At 72.6% G+C, this 20,905-nt stretch carries 13 protein-coding genes; 6 read left to right on the forward strand and 7 right to left on the reverse strand.

The window, feature by feature from the left end; genetic code table 11:
• Positions 1-302: 302 nt before the first annotated feature.
• Together D7294_RS17910 and D7294_RS17915 are read left to right on the forward strand one after the other, a co-directional pair.
• Positions 303-566 carry a CopG family transcriptional regulator gene (locus D7294_RS17910; RefSeq protein WP_120680935.1) on the forward strand — a complete coding sequence of 88 codons (264 nt, stop codon included), beginning with the start codon at positions 303-305 and terminating at the stop codon, positions 564-566.
• Positions 563-976: a DNA-binding protein gene (locus D7294_RS17915; protein ID WP_120680937.1), complete on the forward strand. Its 414-nt coding sequence runs from the start codon at positions 563-565 to the stop codon at positions 974-976. The genes D7294_RS17910 and D7294_RS17915 overlap by 4 nt, the downstream gene beginning before the upstream one ends.
• Positions 977-1,194: 218 nt before the next feature.
• Here D7294_RS17915 and D7294_RS17920 read toward each other — a convergent pair whose 3' ends face one another.
• The 4 genes from D7294_RS17920 to D7294_RS17935 form a co-directional block, all read right to left on the reverse strand.
• A complete protein-coding gene (locus tag D7294_RS17920) occupies positions 1,195-2,004 on the reverse strand; it encodes a DJ-1/PfpI family protein (protein WP_120680939.1) in 810 nt (269 codons plus the stop codon).
• Positions 2,001-2,987, reverse strand: coding sequence for a GlxA family transcriptional regulator (locus D7294_RS17925; RefSeq protein ID WP_120681290.1), 987 nt, complete (start codon positions 2,985-2,987; stop codon positions 2,001-2,003). Before D7294_RS17925 ends, D7294_RS17920 begins: the two co-directional genes overlap by 4 nt.
• 143 nt (positions 2,988-3,130) lie before the next feature.
• Positions 3,131-3,715, reverse strand: a complete 585-nt coding sequence (locus tag D7294_RS17930) for a HEAT repeat domain-containing protein (protein ID WP_120680941.1) — start codon at positions 3,713-3,715, stop codon at positions 3,131-3,133.
• A gap of 1 nt (position 3,716) precedes the next feature.
• Positions 3,717-8,321, reverse strand: coding sequence for a DUF6531 domain-containing protein (locus tag D7294_RS17935; RefSeq protein WP_120680943.1), 4,605 nt, complete (start codon positions 8,319-8,321; stop codon positions 3,717-3,719).
• A gap of 387 nt (positions 8,322-8,708) precedes the next feature.
• Between D7294_RS17935 and D7294_RS17940 the strand changes: the two genes are divergently transcribed.
• From D7294_RS17940 to D7294_RS17950, 3 genes are read left to right on the forward strand one after another with little or no spacing between them, the layout of a single operon-like run.
• Complete coding sequence (locus D7294_RS17940) at positions 8,709-10,988, forward strand: MMPL family transporter (protein ID WP_120680945.1); 2,280 nt, start codon at positions 8,709-8,711, stop codon at positions 10,986-10,988.
• Between the two features lie 7 nt (positions 10,989-10,995).
• A complete protein-coding gene (locus D7294_RS17945) occupies positions 10,996-12,321 on the forward strand; it encodes a sensor histidine kinase (protein WP_120680948.1) in 1,326 nt (441 codons plus the stop codon).
• Positions 12,318-13,019: a response regulator transcription factor gene (locus D7294_RS17950; RefSeq protein WP_120680950.1), complete on the forward strand. Its 702-nt coding sequence runs from the start codon at positions 12,318-12,320 to the stop codon at positions 13,017-13,019. Before D7294_RS17945 ends, D7294_RS17950 begins: the two co-directional genes overlap by 4 nt.
• Positions 13,020-13,262: 243 nt before the next feature.
• Here the strand turns inward: D7294_RS17950 and D7294_RS17955 are convergent, their stop codons facing one another.
• Positions 13,263-14,435: an FAD-dependent monooxygenase gene (locus tag D7294_RS17955; RefSeq protein ID WP_241562447.1), complete on the reverse strand. Its 1,173-nt coding sequence runs from the start codon at positions 14,433-14,435 to the stop codon at positions 13,263-13,265.
• A gap of 170 nt (positions 14,436-14,605) precedes the next feature.
• Complete coding sequence (locus D7294_RS17960; protein ID WP_120681292.1) at positions 14,606-15,937, reverse strand: MFS transporter; 1,332 nt, start codon at positions 15,935-15,937, stop codon at positions 14,606-14,608.
• A 339-nt stretch (positions 15,938-16,276) separates the two neighbouring features.
• Here D7294_RS17960 and D7294_RS17965 point away from each other — a divergent pair, with 339 nt between their 5' ends.
• Positions 16,277-18,892, forward strand: coding sequence for a tyrosine-protein kinase family protein (locus D7294_RS17965; RefSeq protein WP_147450857.1), 2,616 nt, complete (start codon positions 16,277-16,279; stop codon positions 18,890-18,892).
• A 288-nt stretch (positions 18,893-19,180) separates the two neighbouring features.
• On the opposite strand, the gene D7294_RS17970 is transcribed toward D7294_RS17965, so the two are convergent.
• Positions 19,181-20,830, reverse strand: coding sequence for a beta-1,3-glucanase family protein (locus D7294_RS17970; RefSeq protein WP_120680956.1), 1,650 nt, complete (start codon positions 20,828-20,830; stop codon positions 19,181-19,183).
• Positions 20,831-20,905 lie beyond the last annotated feature (75 nt).

The raw sequence follows: 20,905 nt of genomic DNA on the forward strand, positions 1-20,905 counted from the left end.
CAACGCCACCAACTCCCCCTCAATCACCCAGACATCCCCTCCCCCACACAAACAGTGACCCTCACCACCACCGTAGCGCCCAGCCACGACACCCCGCAGCACCACCCGCCCACACCCGCATCCCACCGCGCCCACGGCCCGGGCCAATCAACACGCCACCCTTGCCGTAAGGAGATGACGGCATTCGCGCTGTCCCAGTTCCGCCCGCCCCGGAGGCCGCCGTGGATCACCGGCGCAGGCCGTGGGGCCGCCGGGTCGGCGGTGAGGCGGAGATCGGGGGCATGAGCGGTAGCATAAGGAGCATGAGCGAGCCCACCCGGAAATACTCGATCACCATGCCGCGGGACATCGCCGAGGCCGCCCGCGCCCGCAGCGGGCCCTCCGGACTGTCCGCCTACGTGGCCGCGGCCGTCGCCCGGCAGATCGAGCGGGACAACCTCAACGAGCTCATCAGCGTCGCCGAGGCGGAACACGGCCCCATCGCCGAAGAAGAAATCCAGGCCAAGCGCGACGAACTTCACCGCGCCCGCGCCGAGCAGCACACCGGCGAGTCATACGCGGCATGACGCGTCCCACCGCCACCCCCGGCGGCACTCTCGCCCTGGACAGCGAGGGACTGGCCAAGGCCGTCCTTCGCGACCGCGCGGTCATCGCCTGGCTCGCCCTTGCCCGCGCCGACGACCTGCGCGTCATCACCTCCGCCGCAACGCTTGTCGAAGTCGTGCACCCGCGTATCAAACGGCCGGCTCTGGAGTGGACCCTCTCCCGCCTCGTCATCGAACCCGTCACCGAGGCCATCGCCCGGCACGCCGCGACCCTCCTCGCCGACGCGGGACTGCACGGGCACACGCACGCCATCGACGCCATGCTCACCGCCACCGCCCTCGCCGCCCCCGGTCCGGCAACCATCCTCACCTCCGCCCCAGACGACCTCGCCGCGTTGAGCGGTGGACGCATCACCGTCATCAAGATCTGACCGTCGCCGCTCAACCGCCGGCAGGGGGAGGACCCAGCCGCCGCCGGGGCGCGGGCATGGTGCCGACACGGACGACGGCCTCCGGGGGCCTGGTGCGTGGGCACCGGGGCGGGTGGGCGGCCGGTCCGGGTGCCGCGGGGCGGCCGGGGGTACCGGTCCGGGTACCGCAGGGCGGCACCCGGAGTGCCCCGGGCCGGCAAACCGGGGGTTCTGCCAGGTCAAGACCGGCTGTGGCCCGGCGGAACCCGGCGCTGGGATTCCTCCAGCAGCCGCAGGGCCAGTTCCTTCCGTTCCGGGGTGGCCTCGGCGGCGTTGCCCGCGTCGAACGGCGGGTGCGGGTCGTATTCGACGGCGAGCTGGGCGGCTTGGGCGATCGTGTCGCCGGTGAGCAGGGCGGCCAGGTACAGCGCCAGGTCGAGGCCGGCCGAGACCCCCGCGGCCGTGATGATCCTGCCGTCGTGGACGTAGCGTTCGGGTACGTAGGTGACGCCGAAGGCCGACTCCAGGTAGTCCTTGGACGCCCAGTACGTCGTGGCCCGCTCGCCGAGCAGGCCGGCGGCGCCCAGGACGAGGGAGCCTGTGCACACCGAGGTCGTCCAGCGGGTGTGCCGGTGGGCCTGCCGCAGGAAGCGGAGGATGGCCGGGTTCTCCATGGCGGCGATCGTGCCGTCGTTTCCGGCCCCGGGGACCAGCACGACGTCCAGCCGGCCGGCCTCCGCCAGCGAGCGGTCCGCCACGACGGCGACGTCCCCGGTGTCGGTGCGGACCGGGACCGGCCCGCGGCGTTCGGCGAGCATCGTGACGGTCGCCCCGGGCAGCCGGGAGAGCACCTCGGCGGGACCGGTCGGGTCCAGCAGGCTGAAGCCGTCGTAGAGGAGGATTCCGATCCGGGGGCCCGGCGTCCGGCGCCCGGCGGCGGCCGCGCCGGCCTTGGCCGGGAGTCCCACGCCCAGCGCCGCGGCGGCAACGGCCGCCGCCCCGCCCAGGGTTGCCCTGCGCGTCGTCGAGTTCGTCTGCGTGTGCGTCATGTTCCGGGAGTCTGGGCGCCCGGCCTCTCCCGCGGCGGCGGCATGTCCGGCATCCTGCGGATCCTGTCCCCTGTGACCCCGTAGTGATCGAGGAACGCCTGCCGTAGCGTCTCGGCAGAACCGAAGCCGCATCGGCGGGCGATGGCGGCCAGGGGCAGCCCGCTGGAACGCACCAGATGCGCCGCTCCCTCGGTGCGGGCGGCCCGCACGGCCCGAGCCGGGGTCGTGCCGAGGTGCCGGGCGAACAGCCGGGCGAGGTGGCGCGGGCTCACACCGGCGCGGGCGGCCAGGGTCCGCGTGCCGAGGTCGTCGGCCAGGTGGCCGTTGATGTGCCCGAGCAGGTCTCCGACCAGCCGGTCCCCGCCGGGCGGGGCGGCCAGGAACATGCTGATCTGCGCCTGGTTGGCGGGCCGGTGCAGGTACGTCACGAGTTCGCGGGCGACCTGCCGGGCCAGGGTCGGCCCGTGGTCCTCCTCGATGAGTGCGAGCGTCAGGTCCAGCGCGCTGGTCACCCCGGCGGAGGTGTAGACGTGGCCGTCGTGCACGTACAGCGGCGCGGGGTCGACAGCGACGGCGGGGTGGCGGGCGGCCAGGTCCGCGCTGTACCGCCAGTGGGTGGTCACCCGCCGCCGGTCCACGAGACCGGCGGCGGCCAGCACGAACACCCCCGTGCACACGGCCGCCACCCGCCTCGCCGTCCCGGCCAGCCGCCTCACCTGTGCGACGAGCCGCTCGTCCCCGGCGGCCTTCTCGTGCCCGGGGCCGCCGACGACGAGGAGGGTGTCCAGCTTCCCGGCCACGGCCGCGAGCCGCCTGCCGCCCCCGACCCCGATACCCGCAGAACTGCGCACGCCCCGCCCGCCGACCGTCCCCAGCTCGATGGCGTACGGCGGCGCGGCACCGTAGCCGTTCGCGGCCTCGAACGCGCCGCTGGGGCAGGCGATGTCGAGAATCTGCGCCTCGTCGTAGGCGACGATCAGCACCCTGCGCGCCACCGCTCCCGCCTCCCGCGCTCGGCGTTCAAGGGCGCTTGTGCAGGAGTGCGGGGTGGACTGGTCCCGTGGCCGGTCCTGGTCGAGCGGCGGAAGATTCGGCTCGACCGGGGAACTGGCGACTCCCCGCTTGCTCACTGGCCATTGAGCATCTCGTCTTCGTCGAAGCCGAGTTCGTCCTCGATTTCCAGCTCGATGGCGGCGTACCAGCGCAGGGGGTTGGCATACCGGTCGTTGGTGGCGATGCCGCGTAGCGCCTGTTGGGCCTCGGGGGTGCCGATGGTTCCGAGGGCCTGGATGCTCTTGACGCTTGCCGAGTGGAACGGTGCTTCTTTGGGCCAGGTTTCCTCGAAGAAACGCAGCAGGGTGGGTACTGCCGCGGCATCTCGGATCTCGCCGAGGATTTCCACCAGATCCTCGCGATTGACTTCCGCGGGCGTGGGCGTGCGGTCGAGTGCCTCGCGGATGACGGGTGCGAGGCCGGGTGGCTTGATCGATCCGGCGAGGAGGGCGAATCTGCGGAATCGTCGCCAGTCTTCCGCGGCGGCGAATTGCTGGAGCCAGTCGACGATGGCACCGGGGGTTTCGGGAACGGATTCGACGATGCGGGCGGCCTTCTCGTCGCCGATGAATCCGGCGCCAAGGAGCAGGTCGACCCGGTCGATCAGGGCCTGATTCCCGGCCGGGGGTTCGGCGTTGCGATTGTGCTGCGGTGCCACGTTACCTCTCTACCACGTCGATCAGGTTGTGACTGATGATGTTGGAGTTGAACACATCGGCCGATCCCTCTCGGAGGCCGAAGTTCAGGCCACCCAGCTCGAGTTTCACATGGACGAAGTCGGTGCTGCTGCCGATCTCTTCGGCGAAGTTGAGCGGGATGTCGGGGAACTCCGAGCGAATTGCGGCGAGGTTGTCTCCTGAGCCGCGGCCGGCTCGGATCAGGGCGTCCAGGGTACCGGGCTGCATCTCGTACTGGACGAGGTGCGTGTACGCCTGGCCGCGGCGGCCGGCCTGGCGCAGGAATCTGTTGCGGAGTTGCTCGACGTAGCCGAGGTTCTGGGTGACGAAGTTCTCACCGCGCGGGGTTATTTCGCCGTTCGGGCCCAGTCGCTGGAACTCCCGCTTGGACATGGCGCGGTAGAAGAGTTCAGGGCATCCGGACAGGCCGAGGGGGTCGGTCCAGGTGAGGGGGTTGTGGACATAGGAGTGGGGGTTGGGTCCGGGGAGGAGACCGAGCGGGTCAGGGGAACAGTAGCGAGCGGTGTCGGGGTCGTAGTAGCGGAAGAAGTTGTAGTGCAGGCCCGACTCGCTGTCGTCATACTGACCGGGGAAGCGCAGCGGGCAGTCGGCGGTGCCGCCGGCGCCGGGGAGATCCTTGCCCCACAGGGTGGTTCTGCCACGCCAGACGATCCGGCCATCGCCGTCGACAAGTTCGGTGGGGCTGCCCACCAGGTCCGTGACGATGGCATGGAACCGTTCGTCGATCTCTTCCTGCGGCGCGTCTTTGAGCGTGGTGCGTTCGGTCTGGGTGACCGGGCGGTCGAGACCGGGCTGCCAGGTCCAGGAGGTGGTGCGCACCTCGTCGGAGCCCTCGGCGGTGTGGGTCCGCTCGGCAAGCCGGCTGCCGTCCCAGGTGAAGTCGGTCCGTTCGGCAACGGTGCCGTCTTCGGCCAGGCGGAGCTTGGCGGTGCGGCGGCCGAGGGGGTCGTAGAGGTACTGCCAGCGGGTCCCGTCCGGGGTGCGCAGCTCGGTCAGCCGGTCTTCGGCGTCCCAGGTGAACTGCCAGGTCAGGCTGCCGCCGGAGAGAAGTTTGCGGCTGCGCCTGATCAGGCGGCCCTGCGCATCGTGGTGATAGAAGGTCCGTCCGGCGCGCCGTGGCAGGGTCCCGGAGAACGTGCGGTCTCCCTGGACCTCGTCGCCGGTTCCGCCGGTTCCGGCCGGCCAGATCGCGCGGATGACGTTTCCGGCATCGTCGTAGGCGTACTGCTCGGTGGAACCGGTGCCGTCCACCGACTCCACCCGGCCCCTGGGGTCGAAGTGGAATCTTCGGTTTCCGGCGTGCAGTTCGTGGATCTGCTCCAGCTGGCCGCTGGGATTGTAGGAGTAGGCGCGGTGTTCCAGGGGCTGCCGGGTCGTGGCGGAGAGCAAGGTCTGGGCGATCAGCTGGTGGTTGCCGTCCCACTGCTGGGTGAGCACGGCGCCGTGGCCGAGCCGGCGTTCGGTCTCCCGCCCGATCGGGTCGAGGATGAAGGCGACAGTGTGGCCGGCCGTGGTCACCGTGGCCGGTGCATCCGGCGTCCATGTCCACGTGGCCGAAGGACCCGCGGGGGTGCGGCGTTCGATGCGGCGGCCGTTTCCGTCGTAGATGCTTGTGAGGGTGCGGCCGTTGCAGGTCTCGGTGGTCACTCGTCCGGCCTGGTCGTAGGTGAACGCGAGTTCCACGTCCGGGTTGGCGGCGTGGAGCAGGTGCCCGGCCTCGTCGTATCGGAAGCGGGTGAGGGCACCGGCGCTTTCCTTTGCCACGATCCGGCCGTTGGTGTCGCGGTCGTAGCGGACGCTCTGCCCCTCGGCGTTGGTGCGTTCGACCAGCTGTCCCGCCGCGTCGTAGGAATAGGCGAGGGAGGAGCCGTTGAAGTCCGTCTCGCCGATGAGCCGTCCCGCGGGGTCGTACGCGTACGTCCACGACTGGCCCATGGCATTGCGGACACGGGTCAGCCGCAGTTCCGTGTCGTAGGTGAAGTCCAGGCGGCTGCCGTCCGGATTGATGCGGGCGGCAGGCAGGTCGAAGTGGGTGTACGTCCAGCGGGTGACGGAGCCATCGGCTGCGGTGTGCGTGAGGGCGTTGCCCTCACCGTCATGGGTCCACCGCTCGGTGGCGCCATCGGGGGTCACGCGCAGGGCCAGATTGTTCTCGACCGTCCAGCCGAACCGGGTCACCCCGCCGTCGGGGTCGATGATCTCGGTCACTCGTCCGAAGGCGTCCCGGACGTATCGGGTGATGGCGCCTCGGCCGTTGGTCACCGCCTGGGGCAGGCCGGATGCGGTGGGCTGGAACCGGATGGTGGCGCCGCCCGGTTCGGTCAGGGAAGTGAGGTGACCGTGGTCGTCGTACGAGTACGCAGTGGTGTGGCCGGCGGGGCCGGTCATCGCCGTGAGATTCCCGCGATCGTCGTACTCGTGGCACCATCTCGCGCCATCCGGCCCCACCAGGACGGCGGGCTGCCCCGACGGCGTGTACTCCGCTGTCGAGACGGCACCATCGGGGCGCACGACCTGCACGAGATTGCCGGCGGAGTCGTAGTCGTAGCGGGTGGTGCGGCCCAGCGGGTCAGTGCGGGACAGCAGCCGGTCGTCCGCGTCCCACTCCTGGAGGGTGACCCCGCCAAGCGGGTCCTCCTCGCGTACGACCTGGAAGTTCTCGTTCAGCTGGAAGGACGTCGTGGCGCCGAGCGAATCGGTGCACACCGTCGTCCTGCTGTCCGCGTCGTAGGCGAAGGTGCCGCTGAGGAAGCCGTCGGGACCGATGGTGCGCACGCAACGGCCCTGCTGGTCGTACTCGTAGCGGTAGCGCGAGCCGTTGCGATCCTGCCAGCTGGTGATCCGGCCCTCGCCGTCGTACGCCAGTCGCAGCGGAAGCCCGGAGGAGTTGACGATCTCGGTCAGCCGGCTCTGCTCGTCGTAGCCGTAGCGCACGAGCGCCACCGGATCGCTCCCGTCCGCGCCGAGAAGGTGCAGCGCGGTGATCCGGCCGCCGTCGGTGTCGATACCGATACGGTAGCCGCCGCTGTGCACGACCTGGGTGGGCGCGCCATCGCGGAACGCCACCTCGAAGCCGTTGCCGTTGCGGTCCCGGACGCGCCGCAGCGGCATCACGTCAGCGGTGCCCGGTGGCTCACCGCCGTCCCGGAGAGCGGCGAAGTGCAGCGTGAGCCCTCGTTCGGGAACGCTGACCCGGATCTCGCCGGATGCTGCGCCGTCCCAGGAGAGCGGCCATCGCGGTCCCTCGTAGGGCAGGGCAGGCACTCCCGGTTCCGGGACGGGATAGCGAAGCAGCATCCCGTCGGCGGAGGCGTAGACCACTCCGTGTTCGTGACGCTCCAGGCGCTGGTCGAGGGTGGAGGCCCAACTCGGCCCGAACCAACGGCCGGCGCGGTAGGACGAGACGTGAGCGCGCTCCAGCACCAGCGGAAGAGCGCCGGGCAGGGCGACATCGCTGTGCGACATCACCATCTCGCCGGTGGCGATGTCAATGGGGTCGTTGCGGCAGACGCGCACCAGCATCGGCGCGGCGTCCTGGCGCATCGCGGCCCTGAGCCCGCGCACGGCGGTGCTCATCCTGCCCAGCCCGGTCCGGATCGCCGTCAGGCCTCCCCTGGCCATCCGCAACAGCCCGCCGGCCGTGGTCAGGCCCTTGAAGCCCGGGATGCAGTCGAGGGTGGCGAAGGCGACGTCCCACAGGGATGCGCGTCCGTTGGCGTATTTGATCAATGTGTCGGCGAGGACGACGAGGGCGGCGGCGAGGACGACCCAGGCGAGGGGGCCGCCGATGATCATGACGACGATGCCGAGAACGGCGACGATGGTCTTGCAGACGGCGACGATGGTGTCCCAGTTTTCGGTGACCCAGTGGATGGCGTCTTCCCACCAGTGGCGGTTGTGGATGCCGGCGTCCGACGCCTCGTCGATGGCCTGGGCGCAGGTGCGGGCGGCATCCTCGCGCATGTCGCGGGCCTGGCGGGCGAGTTCACGGGCGGCGTCCAGGCGTTGCTGGGCGTCCTCCACGCGGGTTTGGGCTGCGGTGGCGGCGTCGTGTGCGGCCTGGGCGTTGCGGGTGGCGGCGCGGACCTGGGCCTCGTCGGGTGGCGGGGCGCTGCTGCCGTGGTCTTCGTGCTGGAGGCGGTCGGATTCCTGGCCGGCGCGGGTGACCCAGTCCTGTGCGTCGGCGAGTTGACCTTGGGCGGTGGTCAGATCGGCTTGGGCTTCGAGGGCGCGTTGGAGGGCGCGGTCGGCCATGCCCTGGGCGGTGTCGAGTGGGGGCCAGTAGGCGGAAAGGGCCTGGGCGCACAGGTCATAGGAGGTCTGCAATTTGGTGAGGTTGCCCGGAACTTCGTCGAACTCCGAGCGGAACGCCTCGGCGGAGAGACCCGCCCAGTCCTGCACCGCCCCGTCGGAAGCCATGCTGCGGATCTGTGCCAGCGCCTCGCCGACATCGTCGGCGAACGTCTGTAAGGACTCCGCCAGCTCCCGGATCTGCTCGGGATCGCCCGGCGTGGGATCGGAATCCATGTCCACCGGGCTCCAGTCGGAGGGCCGCGCCACCGTCACCCACCCCCATGGTGTAACCACACGACTCCAGGGGACTGTAGCGCGACTCCACGACAGACTGTAGCGCTCAGGACGCAGCGTGCGGGCGTTTCCCGGGATGCGGACCGGCGCGCGGCCCGGTCCGCTGCGCGCCACCGCTCCCGCCTCCCGCGCTCGGCGTTCCCCGGGGGCACCGTAGTCGAGGTGCCGCCCGGACGAGTCCGGGGGCTGCGCCGCACCCCCGGGGCCTGGTGCGGGTGCACCAGGGCGGGTGGGCGGCTGGTCCTGGTGCACCAGGGGAAGTGGGGCGCGGGAGACGATGCCGGGCGGGGTGCCGGGGGGTGAGTGTGGGAGGGCCGTGAAAATCACGGATTTTCCCTGCTCAGCGGTGTCTGGAGTGATCGACAAGTGGCCGCGATTCTTTACCGGGTCGGGCGGTGGGCCTTTCGGCGGCGCCGGCTCGTGGGTGGCGTGTGGCTGGGGGCGCTGGTGCTGGCCCTGGTCGCCGCCGCGGTGGCGCCTGAGGCGCAGGACGAGGACCTGTCCATGCCGGGCACCGAGTCGCAGAAGGCGTTCGACCTGCTGGACGAGCGTTTCCCGGAGAGCAACGCCCAGGGCGCCGAGGCGCGCCTGGTGTTTCAGGCCCAGGACGGGCAGCGGGTGACGGCCGGGGAGCCCAGGGCGGCCGTCGAGGAGGCGCTCGGCTCCCTGGAGGGCGGCGATCAGGTCGCGTCGATCGACGACCCCTTTGCGGCCGGCGCCGTCAGCGAGGACGGCACCATCGCCTACGCCACGGTCACCTACACCGCGGACGCCGTCGACCTGGGCGAGCCGGCGAAGAGCGCCCTCCAGAACGCCGCGGACCAGGCCAGGGAGGCGGGGCTGACCGTGGAGATCGGCGGCTCGGCCCTGGACGCGGAGGTGTCGCCCGGCGGCACCACGGAGCTGGTCGGCGTGGCGGTGGCGGCGGTGGTGCTGGTCCTCGCCCTGGGGTCCCTGGCCGCGGCCGGGCTGTCGCTGCTGACCGCGTTCCTGGGCGTGGCCATCGCCTTCGGCCTGGTCTCCGCGCTGGCCGCCCCGCTGGGCCTGACCTCCACCGTCGCCATCCTGGCGCTGATGCTGGGCCTGGCGGTCGGCATCGACTACGCGCTGTTCATCACCTCCCGGTTCCGCGAGGAACGCGCCCGCGGCAGCGAGCCCGAGGAGGCCGCCGGCCTGGCCGTGGGCACGGCCGGTTCCGCCGTCGTCTTCGCCGGCGCCACCGTCTTCATCGCCCTGGCCGGCCTCGGGGTCGTCGGGATTCCCGAACTCACCAGGATGGGCCTGGGCGGCGCGGGTGCCGTGGCCCTGGCCGTACTCGTCGCGCTGACCCTGGTCCCCGCGCTGTTCGGCTTCTTCGGCAGGCGGGTGTCCCCCGCCGGGGCGCGGCGGAGGGCGTGGCGAAGGAGGCCGTCGCCCGCCGGCGAGGCCGCCCGGCGGGGCGGCGGGCGCCCGCACGTGGCGCCCGCCGCGGCCGGCCGGCCCGGGCTCGGCGCCCGCTGGGCGCGGTTCGTGCTGCGCCGGCCGGTGGCGGTGCTGGTGGTCGCCGGGCTGGGTCTGGGCGCCGTCGCCCTGCCGGCGCTGAGCCTGGAACTCGGGCTGCCGGGAGACGAGTCGAAGCCGGTGGAGACCACCCAGCGCCGCGCCTACGATCTGCTGTCGGAGGGCTTCGGCCCCGGCTTCAACGGGCCGCTGACCGTGGTCGTGGACGTGCCGGAGGCGGCGGACGCCCCGGCCACCACGGACCTGGTCGCCGAGACCGTGGGGGGAATGGACCAGGTCGCCTCGGTCGGCGATCCGGTGCTCAGCGACGCCGGGGACACGGCCGTCCTCACCGTCGTCCCGCGGACCGCGCCGAACAGCGGCGAGACCAAGGAGCTGGTGCACGCGATCCGGGGCGCGGTCTCGGACGTCGAGGCCGACACGGGGGCCACCGTCCTGGTCACCGGCACCACCGCGATGAACATCGACATCTCCGAGGCCATGTCGGACGCCCTGCTGCCCTATCTGGCCGTGGTCATCGGGCTGGCGGTGCTCCTGCTTGCGGTGGTCTTCCGCTCGGTCCTGGTCCCGGTCAAGGCCGCGCTCGGCTTCCTGCTGTCGGTGGGGGCCGCCTTCGGCGTCGTCGTCGCCGTCTTCCAGTGGGGCTGGGCGGCGGACCTGATCGGCATCGAGCAGACCGGGCCCGTCATGTCGCTGATGCCGATCCTCATCGTCGGCATCGTCTTCGGCCTCGCCATGGACTACGAGGTCTTCCTCCTCGCCCGGATGCGGGAGGCCCACGTCCGGGGCGCCTCCCCCGCCGAGGCGATCGTCAACGGCTTCCGGCACAGCGGCCGGGTGGTGGCCGCGGCGGCGATCATCATGGTCAGCGTGTTCACCGGGTTCATCGGGATGAACAACCCGACCATCCAGACGATGGGCGTCGGCCTGGCCTCCGCCGTCGCCTTCGACGCCTTCGTGGTCCGGATGGCGATCGCCCCCGCGGTCCTGGCGCTGCTCGGCGACCGGGCCTGGTGGCTGCCCCGTATCCTGGGCCGTGTGCTGCCGCAGGTCGACATCGAGGGTGAGGCACTGAGCCGGCGCGTCCCCGCCTCCGCGCCCGCGCCGGACGCCGCGGTGCCGCACCTTCCCGCCGGCAGGCGCTGACTCGGCCATGGGGAACACGGACGGCGGTGCCCCGCGCTCACGCGGCAGGTGGTGGCGGGAGGCGGCGATCACGGCGACGGCGTTCGCGCTGTGCCTGATGGGCGGCGTGGTGCAGGACGACGGCAGCACGCTGGCCGCGCCACCCGCCGCCGCCTACCTCATCGCCGTGGCCTCCTGCGCGGTGCTGCCGGTGCGGCACCGGGCGCCGCTGGCCGCCATGGCGGCCACCACCGCCTGCGGCGTGCTGGTGCCGGCCCTTGGCCTCCTGCTGAGCCCGCTCATCGTGGCGCCCGCCGTGATCAGCGCGTACTCGCTCACCGTGCGCACCCGGCGGCACGCGGCGAGCGCGGTGACGCTCACCTCCGTGGCGCTGCTGGTCGCCTTCGCCCCCGTGGTGGGCGCCCTCTCCTGGAAGGACGCGAGCAGGATGGGGGCGGTGGCGGCGTTCCCGCTGGTGGCGGGCGTGCTCGGGCACTCGGTGCAGAACCGGCGGGCCTACCTGGCCTCCGTGGAGGAGCGGGCCAGGCGGGCGGAGGAGAGCCGGGAGGGCGAGGCGCGCCGGAGGGTGGCCGAGGAGCGGGTGCGCATCGCCCGGGAACTGCACGACCTCGTGGCGCACCAGATCACCCTGGCCAACGCGCAGGCCACGGTCGCCGCCCACCTCTTCGACGCCCGCCCCGAGCAGACCCGCAAGAGCCTGCGGGAGCTCGTCGAGACCACCGGCGAGGCCCTGCACGAACTGCGGGCCACGGTCGGCCTGTTGCGCCAGTCCGGGGACGCGGCCGCGCCCGCGGAACCGGCGCCTGGGCTGTCCCGGCTCCCCACGCTCCTCGCGTCCTTCCGCCGCGCGGGCCTTGAGGTGTCGGTGCACCAGGAGGGCGCGGCCAGGCCGCTGCCGCCCGGCGTGGACCTCACCGCCTACCGCATCGTTCAGGAGGCTCTGACCAACGTGACCAAGCACGCCGGCACCCACCGCGCCCGGGTGGGCCTCGCCTGGGACCGCGATCACCTGACCCTCACCGTTGCCGACGACGGCGGGGGCGCCCGTACGGCACCGGCCGCGGCCGGGGGGACGGCCGCGGCCGGGGGCACGGAGCGCGCGCCAGGTTACGGACTGATCGGGATGCGGGAACGCGCCACCGCGGTCGGGGGGCAGCTCTCCGCGGGCAGACGCCCGGAGGGCGGCTTCCTCGTCACCGCCCGGCTGCCGCTCCCGCCCGCCAGGGACGCGGCGCGGAGGACGGACGCGGCGCCACCCGGCGAGGGGCCGGCGGGCGGGGAGGGCCCGGCGGCCGGGGAGGCGGGCGAGGCCGGGGCCGGGGGTGCGCCGTGACGCTCCGGGTGCTGCTCGCCGACGACCAGGCCCTGCTGCGCGGGGCCTTCCGGCTGCTTCTCGACAGCGCCGAGGACATCACCGTGGTCGGGGAGGCCGCGGACGGCAGGGAGGCGGTGCGCCTCACCCGGGAGCTGCGCCCGGACGTGGTGATCATGGACATCCGCATGCCCGAGATGGACGGTCTCACCGCCACCTCGGAGATCTGCGCGGACCCGGAACTGCGGGCCAGCCGCATCCTGATCCTCACCACGTACGAGACCGACGAGTACGTCGCCCAGGCGCTGCGCGCGGGGGCCGGCGGCTTCATCGGCAAGGGCATCGGGGCCGAGGAGCTGCTGGACGCCGTGCGGACCATCGCGGCCGGCGACACCCTGCTGTCGCCGGCCGCGACGCGTTCCCTGGTCGCCCGTTTCCTGGCCACTCCCGACGACGCCCCGCCGCACCAGCCCGAACTGCTCGGCCGGCTCACCCCGCGCGAACGCGAGATGGTGGCCCTGGTCGCGACCGGCCTGTCCAACCAGGAGATCGCCGAGCGGCTGTTCCTCAGCCCCTTCACCGTCCGCGCCCACGTGCAGCGCGCCATGACCAAGCTGGAGGCCCGCGACCGGGCGCAACTCGTCGTCATCGCCTACCGGACGGGCCTGGTCCAGGCCGGCCCCGAGGGCGGCACCGGCCCCGGCACCGGCCGCCCGTAGCCGCGCGCAGACCGGGCCCCTGGGGCGGGCGCCGCGTTCGGCCGTACCGGGATCGCGGACCGGGCGGGATCGCGGGCCGGGCGGGATCGCGGGCCGTACCGGGATCGCGGACCGGGCGGGATCGCGGGCCGGGGCCCCGCCGGCCGGGCCACCGGGCGCAACGCCGTTCCGGCGCAGGGCCGTTCGGGCGCGACGCCGTCGGGGCGGGTGGTCACGGCGCGGGGTGGTCACGGCAGGGGGTGGTCACGGCAGCGGGGTGGGCGCGGGCAGCGTGAGGGCGGAGTGGGCCGGCCGCGCGGGCGCCGCGGGCAGGGTGACCAGCGTGCGCAGCATGGCGTTGCGTTGCTCCAGGGCGCGCGAGGTGGTGGGGAAGAGAGTGGCCCCTCCGTTGTCGACCAGTCCTTGATTCATGGCCACGAACCCGCGCAGGTCGCGTTCGCAGGCGGCGAAGGCCGCCGCGTGGTCCGGGTGCGTGGCCAGGGCGTGGGCGAGCAGGTAGGCGCCGGCCAGCGCGAGGCTGGAGCCCTGCCCGGTGAGGAACGAGGGCGCGTACGCGGCGTCGCCGACGAGGGCGACGCGGCCGCGGGACCAGTGGGGCAGGCGGATCTGGCCGGCCGTGTCGAAGAACAGGTCGTCCGCCTCGCGCATGGCCTTGACCATGGCGGGGACCTCCCAGCCCGCGCCCGCGAAGACCGTGGCGGCCAACTCCCGTTGGGCCGCCGGGTTCCGGAGCGCCTCCAGCGGCGGCTCGGGACGGTGAAAGGTCAGGAAGGCGTGCAGTTCCTCGCCGTCCCCGACGGCGTAGAGGGCCGCGGCCTTCCCCGGGGCGTTCCACATCAGGAGCTCGCGGGAGAGGCCAAAGGTGTTCGGCATGGTGAAGAGGGCGAAGCAGTAGCCGAGGTAGCGGTGGAACCGTTCCTCGGGGCCGAACAGGAGCTCCCGGGTGGCCGAGTGCATGCCGTCGGCGCCGATCACCAGGTCGAACGTGCGCCGTTGCCCGCTGCGGAACGTCACGTCGACTCCTTCCTCGGACTGGCCGAACGTGCCGGGGGAGTCGCCGAAGAGGAATTCCACCTCGTCGCGCACCCTGGCGTAGAGGATCTCGGCCAGGTCTCCGCGGCGGACTTCGAGGTCCCGTCCCTCGACGCCGCCGGCGACGGCGCGCGCGCTGACCGAGGCGATCTCGGCGCCGTCGGCGTCGAGGAAGGTGCAGCGGCGCATCTCGATGTGCGCCTCCCGCAGTTGCGGCAGTATCCCCATCCGGCGGACCACCTCCACCGCGGTGCCGCGGATGTCGATCGGGTAGCCACCGCCGCGCAGCGCGCCCGCCTTCTCGACCACGGTGACCGCGTATCCGGCCCGGTGCAGCCAGTACGCCAGCGCGGGCCCCGCGATGCTGGCACCGACGATGAGCACCCTGCGTTGCGCGCCCCTGGTGCGTTGCGCGCCCCTGGTGCGTTGCGCGCGTCCGATGCGCTGGGCGCCCCCAGTGCGCTGGGCGCGTCCGGTGCGCGGTGCGCCTCCGGTGCGTTGCGTGACGTCGCGCCGCGCGGCGGCACTTCCGTCCCTCGACGGGCCGGTGGGTGTCATGAGGGGGTTCCCTTCCTCGTGAGGCGGGCAATGAGCGGTGACAGTGCGGCGACGAGGCCCGCGGTGGCGAAGCCGGTGACGAAGGCGGACTCGCCCGGCAGGCCCGTGGCCGGCTCGGCCCCGGCGTCGAGGATCGCGCCGGCGACCTGGGCGCCCAGGGCGACGCCGATCACGCGCGTCACCACGAGCAGGCTGGTGGCGATGCCGGTGTCCCCGGCCTCCACGGCGGTGGCGGCGCCGGCGAGCAGCGCCGTGGTGGCGACGCCCGCGGCGAACGCGGTCAGCACCTTCGCGAGGACGAGCTGCCAGGCCGCGGTGTGCAGCGCCGCGAGGGCGATCAGCGTGACCGCCGTGACGATGCCGCCCACGACGACCACGGCCCGCGGTCCGAAACGCCGCGCCGCGATCCCGCCGACCGAATCGCTGAACGCCCCGGCGAGCGCGCCCGGCAGCAGCAGCAGCCCGATGTCGGTGGTGTCGGCGCCGAAGCCGTAGCCGTCGGCCGGCACCGCGAACAGCTGCGGCAGCAGAAAGAGCACCATGCCGGAGCCGGTGGTGATGACGAAGGTGAGCAGGCAGGCCCGCCACAGGGCGGGGTGTGCCAGCATGCGCAGCTCGACCATCGGCGCGGCCGCCCGGCGCTCGACGAGGACCCACCCGGTCGCGAGGGCCGCCACGGCCACCGCGAGGCCGCCGGCCGCGAGGGGCGGCAGGCCGTTCGTCACCGTGACGAGCCCGAGCATGAACGCGAGCAGCGTGCCGCTCAGCAGCGCCACGCCCGGCCAGTCGATCCCGTGCTGCGAGGGCGCCGGCGGATCGTCGGGCATCAGCCGCGTCACGGCCCACGTCGCCGCGATGATCGCGAGCGTCGGCAGGGTGAACATCCCGTGCCAGGTGAGTCGTTCCGCGATCGGCCCGGCGAGCGACGTACCCACCATGCCGCCGCCCGTGAACAGCGCGCTGACCACCCCGATCGCCACCTGGGACTCCCCCGCCGCCAGGTGCTTGCGCGCCAGGACGAAGGAGAGGGGCAGCGCGCCCACCATGGCCCCCTGCAGCACCTGGCCGAGTAACAGCACCGGCAGGTTCGGGGCCAGGCCGGCCAGCAGGCCACCGGCCGAGACGAGGGCCGTCAGCCGGACCAGCATGCGCTTTCCGCCGTAGCGGTCGCCGAGTTTGCCCGCGACGGGCGCGACGACCGCGCCGGTGACGAGCAGCGTGTTGGCGACCAGCGCCCCTTCGGCCGGGCTGATCCGCAGCTCGCGTTGCAGCAGCGGGAGCGCGGGTTCCAGCACCGACTGGAGGGTGCCGAGGGCGAGGGCCAGCATGCCGAGGGCGCCGATCGGCAGCCACCCGAGGCGGCCCGTCCGCCCGCGCGGCCGGTCCGCCCCCGCGGGGCCGTCGACGGCGGCCCGGGCCGAACCGCCCGGCCCCGCCGCCTGTTCCGGAAATACCACCACGTGCCGATCACTCCAGACGCCGTTGGGCAGGGGGGAATCCGTGGACATCACGGACCTCCCACACTCCCCTCCGGCGCCCCGCCCGGCATCGTCTCCCGCGGCCCACTTCCCCTGGTGCACCCGGACCAGCCGCCCCGCCCACCCTGGTGCCTGCGCACCACGGGGCGGGGAGGGCGGGGTGGCCGCGGAACGGAAGGCCATCCGAGAGTGCGCGTATCATCACCTGATGTAGTCGGCGGGAGGGGCGGGATGAGCAACTTCAACGAGGTGGCGAACCTGCGGGCCGCCGAGGCCCGGGTGCTCGCCGAGTCGAAGAAGACTCTCGCCGAGGCGGACCGCCGCAGCCGCGTCCAGGAGCAGGTGCCTCCTCGGATCGCGGACCGGATTCACACCTGGGAGCTGCTGACCGAATCCGAAGCCCCCTGGTACGGCGACCTGGCGGCAACGGCCGCCCCTCCCCCCGCCTGGGCAACCGCGCTGGATCGCGTCGGGGACGAGAAGGCCAGGCCGGAACGGATCACGTTCGCCAGCGATCTCGACCAGGACCTCGACTCCGCTCCGGTGGTGACCTTCTACAGCCTCAAGGGCGGTGTCGGACGCAGCACCGCCCTGGTGGCCGTGGCCCGCCGCCTCGCCTCCGAACACGGTCTGAGGGTCCTGTGCATCGACATGGACCTCGAAGCCCCCGGCCTGGACACCCTGTTCGGCATCTCGCAGGAGAGTCAGCCGGACCGCGGCGTGGTCCCGGTCCTTCTCGCCTACGAGTTCGGCGAGGACCCCGTGGTTCTCGACCACGTCGTCCCGATCGACGACAACGGCCGCCTGTTCTGCATGCCCGCCGGCCGGATCGACGGTACCTACGCCGCCCGGCTCCGCTCCCTTGAGCCGGAAATCTGGTATCGCGAACGCGTCAACGCACTGCATCGGCTGATCGACGACGCCCGGGAATCCACGCTCCGCCCGGACGTGATTCTGCTTGACTCCCGCACCGGCGTCAGCCCGGTGGCCGCCCCGCTGCTCTTCGACGTCTCGGACATGGCCGTGGTCTGCTTCCACCCCCACAGCCAGGCGCGGAACGGCACCGAGCTGCTGACGGGCGCGCTGCTCAGCTCGACCACCCGTCGCCGGACACCCCTTCGCCTGACGCCCGAGCCACGCTTCGTCGTGTCGCCGATGCCCCCGGGGCACAGCGCGCCCCGGCTGGCGGACCGGGCGAAGTCCTGGATCGACAAGTGGCTGGCGCCCTTCAACGAGGCCCGCCACGGCGCGCCGTTGCTGACCGCGGAAGAGATCACTCACGTCGTCCCCTACAACGCCGAGGTCTCCTTCTCGGACACCGTCGCCACGGACAGCGTCCGCCTCGCTCCCTATGCCCGCATCGCCGACTGGGTCCTGCAGATCGTTCCGGAGCCCGCCCCCAAGCGCAGCCTGCAGAGCCGGACCTCGGAGAGCAAGGCCGCGACTCTGGCACAGCTGTCCTTCTCCACCGGCACGGCCGAGGAGCTGGACAGCGCCCAATTCCTCCAGGACTACGTCGTCACCCGCCAGGTGAGCGAGACCGCCGACCCCGAGACTCCCCTGATCCTGGGTCGCAAGGGCACGGGCAAAACGGCACTCTTCCGGTGGCTGGCCGCAGGAAAATTGCCGGGGTGGACTCCCGTCGCCGTCACGACCCCCAGCTTCCGGGACCGGCCTGACTGGTCCTTCGGTCCTGACAACTACGATGCCATCGACCAGTACCTTGCGACGAGCGGCCAGGACTGGGGCACCTTTTGGCAAATCCTGATTGCGCTGGCGGTGCATCGCACCGAAGGTGCCGCGGACGAGGCCGGAGCCCCCCATCGCGCGATGCGGGATCTCGAAGCGGGAGACTTCGCCGCCACCCAGGCCGTCCTGGAAGTCCTGCGGGACCCCATGGGTGCCCTTCAGTGCACCGACTGGCTGCGCAAGGTCGACGCCGACGGAAGGAATCAACTCCTTCTGCTCTTCGACGGACTCGACACCGCGTTCGGCAACAGCCCCGTTCAGCGCAGACGCCGCTCCCAGGCCATCGCCGGCCTCCTGGCGAAGCAGGCGGACCTCGCCCCCAAGTTCACCGGAATCCGGCTCAAGATTTTCGTGCGTCAGGACATCTGGAGCGGGCTCCGCTTCGAGAACAAGAGCCATTTCTACGGCCTCTCCCGCAGGCTTCAATGGGAGGACCAGCGCGAGTATTTCAAGGTCGTCCTCAAGCGAGCCGTCCACGCAACCGCCTTCCGGGACATCCTCCGCACCGCGGACGAGTCACTCGTGGAGAACGATGTCGCCTCGTGGACCCCAGAACAGGTCGACACGGCCTGGAATTCACTCGTCGGCGAGCGCATGCGCGGCGAGCGCACCGCATTCACCTCGAACTGGGTGTGGAACCGCCTGGCCGACGGCAACGGCGATCACTCCCCCCGTGCGCTGTTGCAGTTGTTCGCCGCCGCACTGGACTGGGAGCGGGAGGAGGAAAAGCGCAGCGCCTACGACCGTTCGGTCCTGCGCCCTCGCAGCCTCGCCCTCAGCCTGGAGCGGGTGAGCGAGCCGGCGCTGTCGGCCCTGCTGGACGAGGAGTTCCAGGAGCTCCGGGTGGTGGCCGACGCTCTCAAGGACTACGGCCGCACCCCCATCGGCGAGGACGCGCTGCGCAATGCCCTCGGCGAACCGCCCGAGGACCTGATCGCGTTGGCCAGGGAAGCCGGCCTCATCACGCCCAATGAGGCCGACGACGACGCCCGGTCGTTCCGCGTCCCCGATCTCTACCGCTGGGCGCTGAGCGTCACCCGCAGGGGGCCGATGTAGGACGGCAGGGCGACTCGGCGGAAGGGCTGCCCGGCCCTTCGCCGGCCGCCCCTCCCCCGGCCCGCCACCGGCCGCCCGAAAGGCGTTGCACCCGTGAGCGTCTCCGCTCCGCGGACCGGGGCATACGCGCGGGGCCGTGCGCGCGGGCCGTGCGCGCGGGTGGTGCGCCTGGGTGTGCGCAGAAGGGCGCGATGTCCCGGCGCGCACGGCCGGCCCCTCGTGCGCCGTGGCGCGTTCGGGGTGGGGGCCGTGGCGCGGACAGCGGGGGAACGGGCGGTGCGGGGGCGGTCAGTGCTGGAAGGTGAACCAGTTGATGTTGACGAAGTCGCCGCCCGCGTTGGTGAAGACGAGGTAGACGTCGTGGACGCCGGTGGCGGCGGCGGTGATGTTGGCGGGGACGGTCTGCCAGTTCTGCCAGCCGCCGTTGTTGGCGAAGTCGATCTCGGCGATCTGCGGGCCCGTGGTGCTGTCGAGGCGGACCCGGATGGCGCCGCTGACGCCGGGGTCGGCGCCGGAGGCCAGGCGGGCGACGAACTGGCGGGGCGAGGCGCTGCCGAAGTCGAGGGCGGAGTACTTCAGCCAGTCGCCGCCCGCTATGTAGCCGACGTCGAGGCCGCCGCCGGTGTCGCTGCACGCCTCGGTCTGGGTGCCGCTCTGCGCGCTGTGGCTCTCGGCCTGGATGGTGGCGTAGGCGCTGGTCCCGTCGCCGGGCGGGGTGCTGCCCGAGTCGCCGCCCGGGCCCAGGGAGATGCTCCACGAGGTGGGCGCGGGGTCCTGGATGTGGCCGTCGACGGGGGCGGAGCCCGAGGGGCCGACGTCGTCGTAGGGGAAGGCGTAGCCGATGTTCGCGTGCTCGTGGACGAGGCGCGCGTAGTGGTTGGTGATCGGGTCCTGGTAGTACTGGGCGGGGGTGACGCCGTTCGGCTGCGAGGCGCCGCCGCTGACCAGGAGATTGCTGCGGTTGAGCGCGGCGGCCAGGCGGGCGGTGACGGCGCCGCGGGCGTCGGGGCCCGAGTTGTACAGCGGGCCGCTGGCGCAGCCGAAGATGTCGGCGGCGCTCGGCTTGGTGAACGGGACGCCGTTGGTGTTGAGCCCGGCGAAGGTCAGCGCGCCGTTGGAGACGGTGCCGGAGAACGCGCCGAACGCGCCCTGCGTGTCGATGGTGAGGGTGTGGGACTGGTAGTGGCTCCACACCCGGTCCAGGTAGGAGTTCCAGTAGCCGCCGAAGTCGGTGGGCGAGTGGCCCGGCGCCATGACCCGCAGGATCGCGCCGGAGGAGTCGGTGGCGACCAGGTGGTCCCAGGGGGCGCCGTCGGCGGCGTGCTGGCTGCGCAGCCCCGAGGCGATGGCGGCCAGCGCCCCCGAGGGCAGCGGGCTGACGGTCTGGGTGCCCGCGCTTCCGGTGCTGGTCATGGCGATCGGCAGGGCCACCATGTCGACGTAGGAGATGTTCGCGTACAGGTTGGCGCTGTTGTACGTGAACTCGCAGAATGTCCAGTTCGTCTGCCAGTTGGGGTCGGAGCTGACGAGCGCGGGCTGCACCAGCCCGGGAACGGTGCCCGGGTTGCGGAAGAACTGGAGCTTCCTGCCGGCCGAGAACCACACCCGGCCGCCGATGAGGTACTGGCCGAGGGTGAGGCGGACCGGGGCGGAGCCCGAGGCGCCCAGCGGGATCGAGTAGTCGGCGGTCGGGGTGACCGGGGCGGACGGGTTCTGCAGCCGGTGGAAGACGCCGTCGGCCGTGACGAACCCGGGCCACCCCGAGGTGTCGGCGCCGCTGATGTAGGCGTAGACGTTCCCCTGGCCCGAGTTGTTCTGCAGGCTGATCGGCAACGAGGCCGCCGCGGCCGACGCGCGGGAGGCGAGGGGGAGGGCCCCGGCCAGGGCGGCGGCCCCGGTGGCGCCTGCGGCGGCGATGAGCGAGCGTCTGGTGACCACGCGGTGCTCCTTCGGTGGGGGGAGAGAGGGGGGAAGGGGCCGGCGGCGCCCGCGAGCCGGACGCCGCACGAACGC

This window comes from Streptomyces hoynatensis (genome assembly GCF_003626535.1).
Classification (GTDB): domain Bacteria; phylum Actinomycetota; class Actinomycetes; order Streptomycetales; family Streptomycetaceae; genus Streptomyces; species Streptomyces hoynatensis.

Bases quoted from the DNA above. Each gene is read 5' to 3' on its own strand.
- D7294_RS17910 (WP_120680935.1), top strand. From the start codon at position 303: ATGAGCGAGCCCACCCGGAAATACTCGATCACCATGCCGCGGGACATC.
- D7294_RS17915 (WP_120680937.1), top strand. From the start codon at position 563: ATGACGCGTCCCACCGCCACCCCCGGCGGCACTCTCGCCCTGGACAGC.
- D7294_RS17920 (WP_120680939.1), bottom strand. From the start codon at position 2,004: ATGACGCACACGCAGACGAACTCGACGACGCGCAGGGCAACCCTGGGC.
- D7294_RS17945 (WP_120680948.1), top strand. From the start codon at position 10,996: ATGGGGAACACGGACGGCGGTGCCCCGCGCTCACGCGGCAGGTGGTGG.
- D7294_RS17960 (WP_120681292.1), bottom strand. From the start codon at position 15,937: ATGCTGGCCCTCGCCCTCGGCACCCTCCAGTCGGTGCTGGAACCCGCG.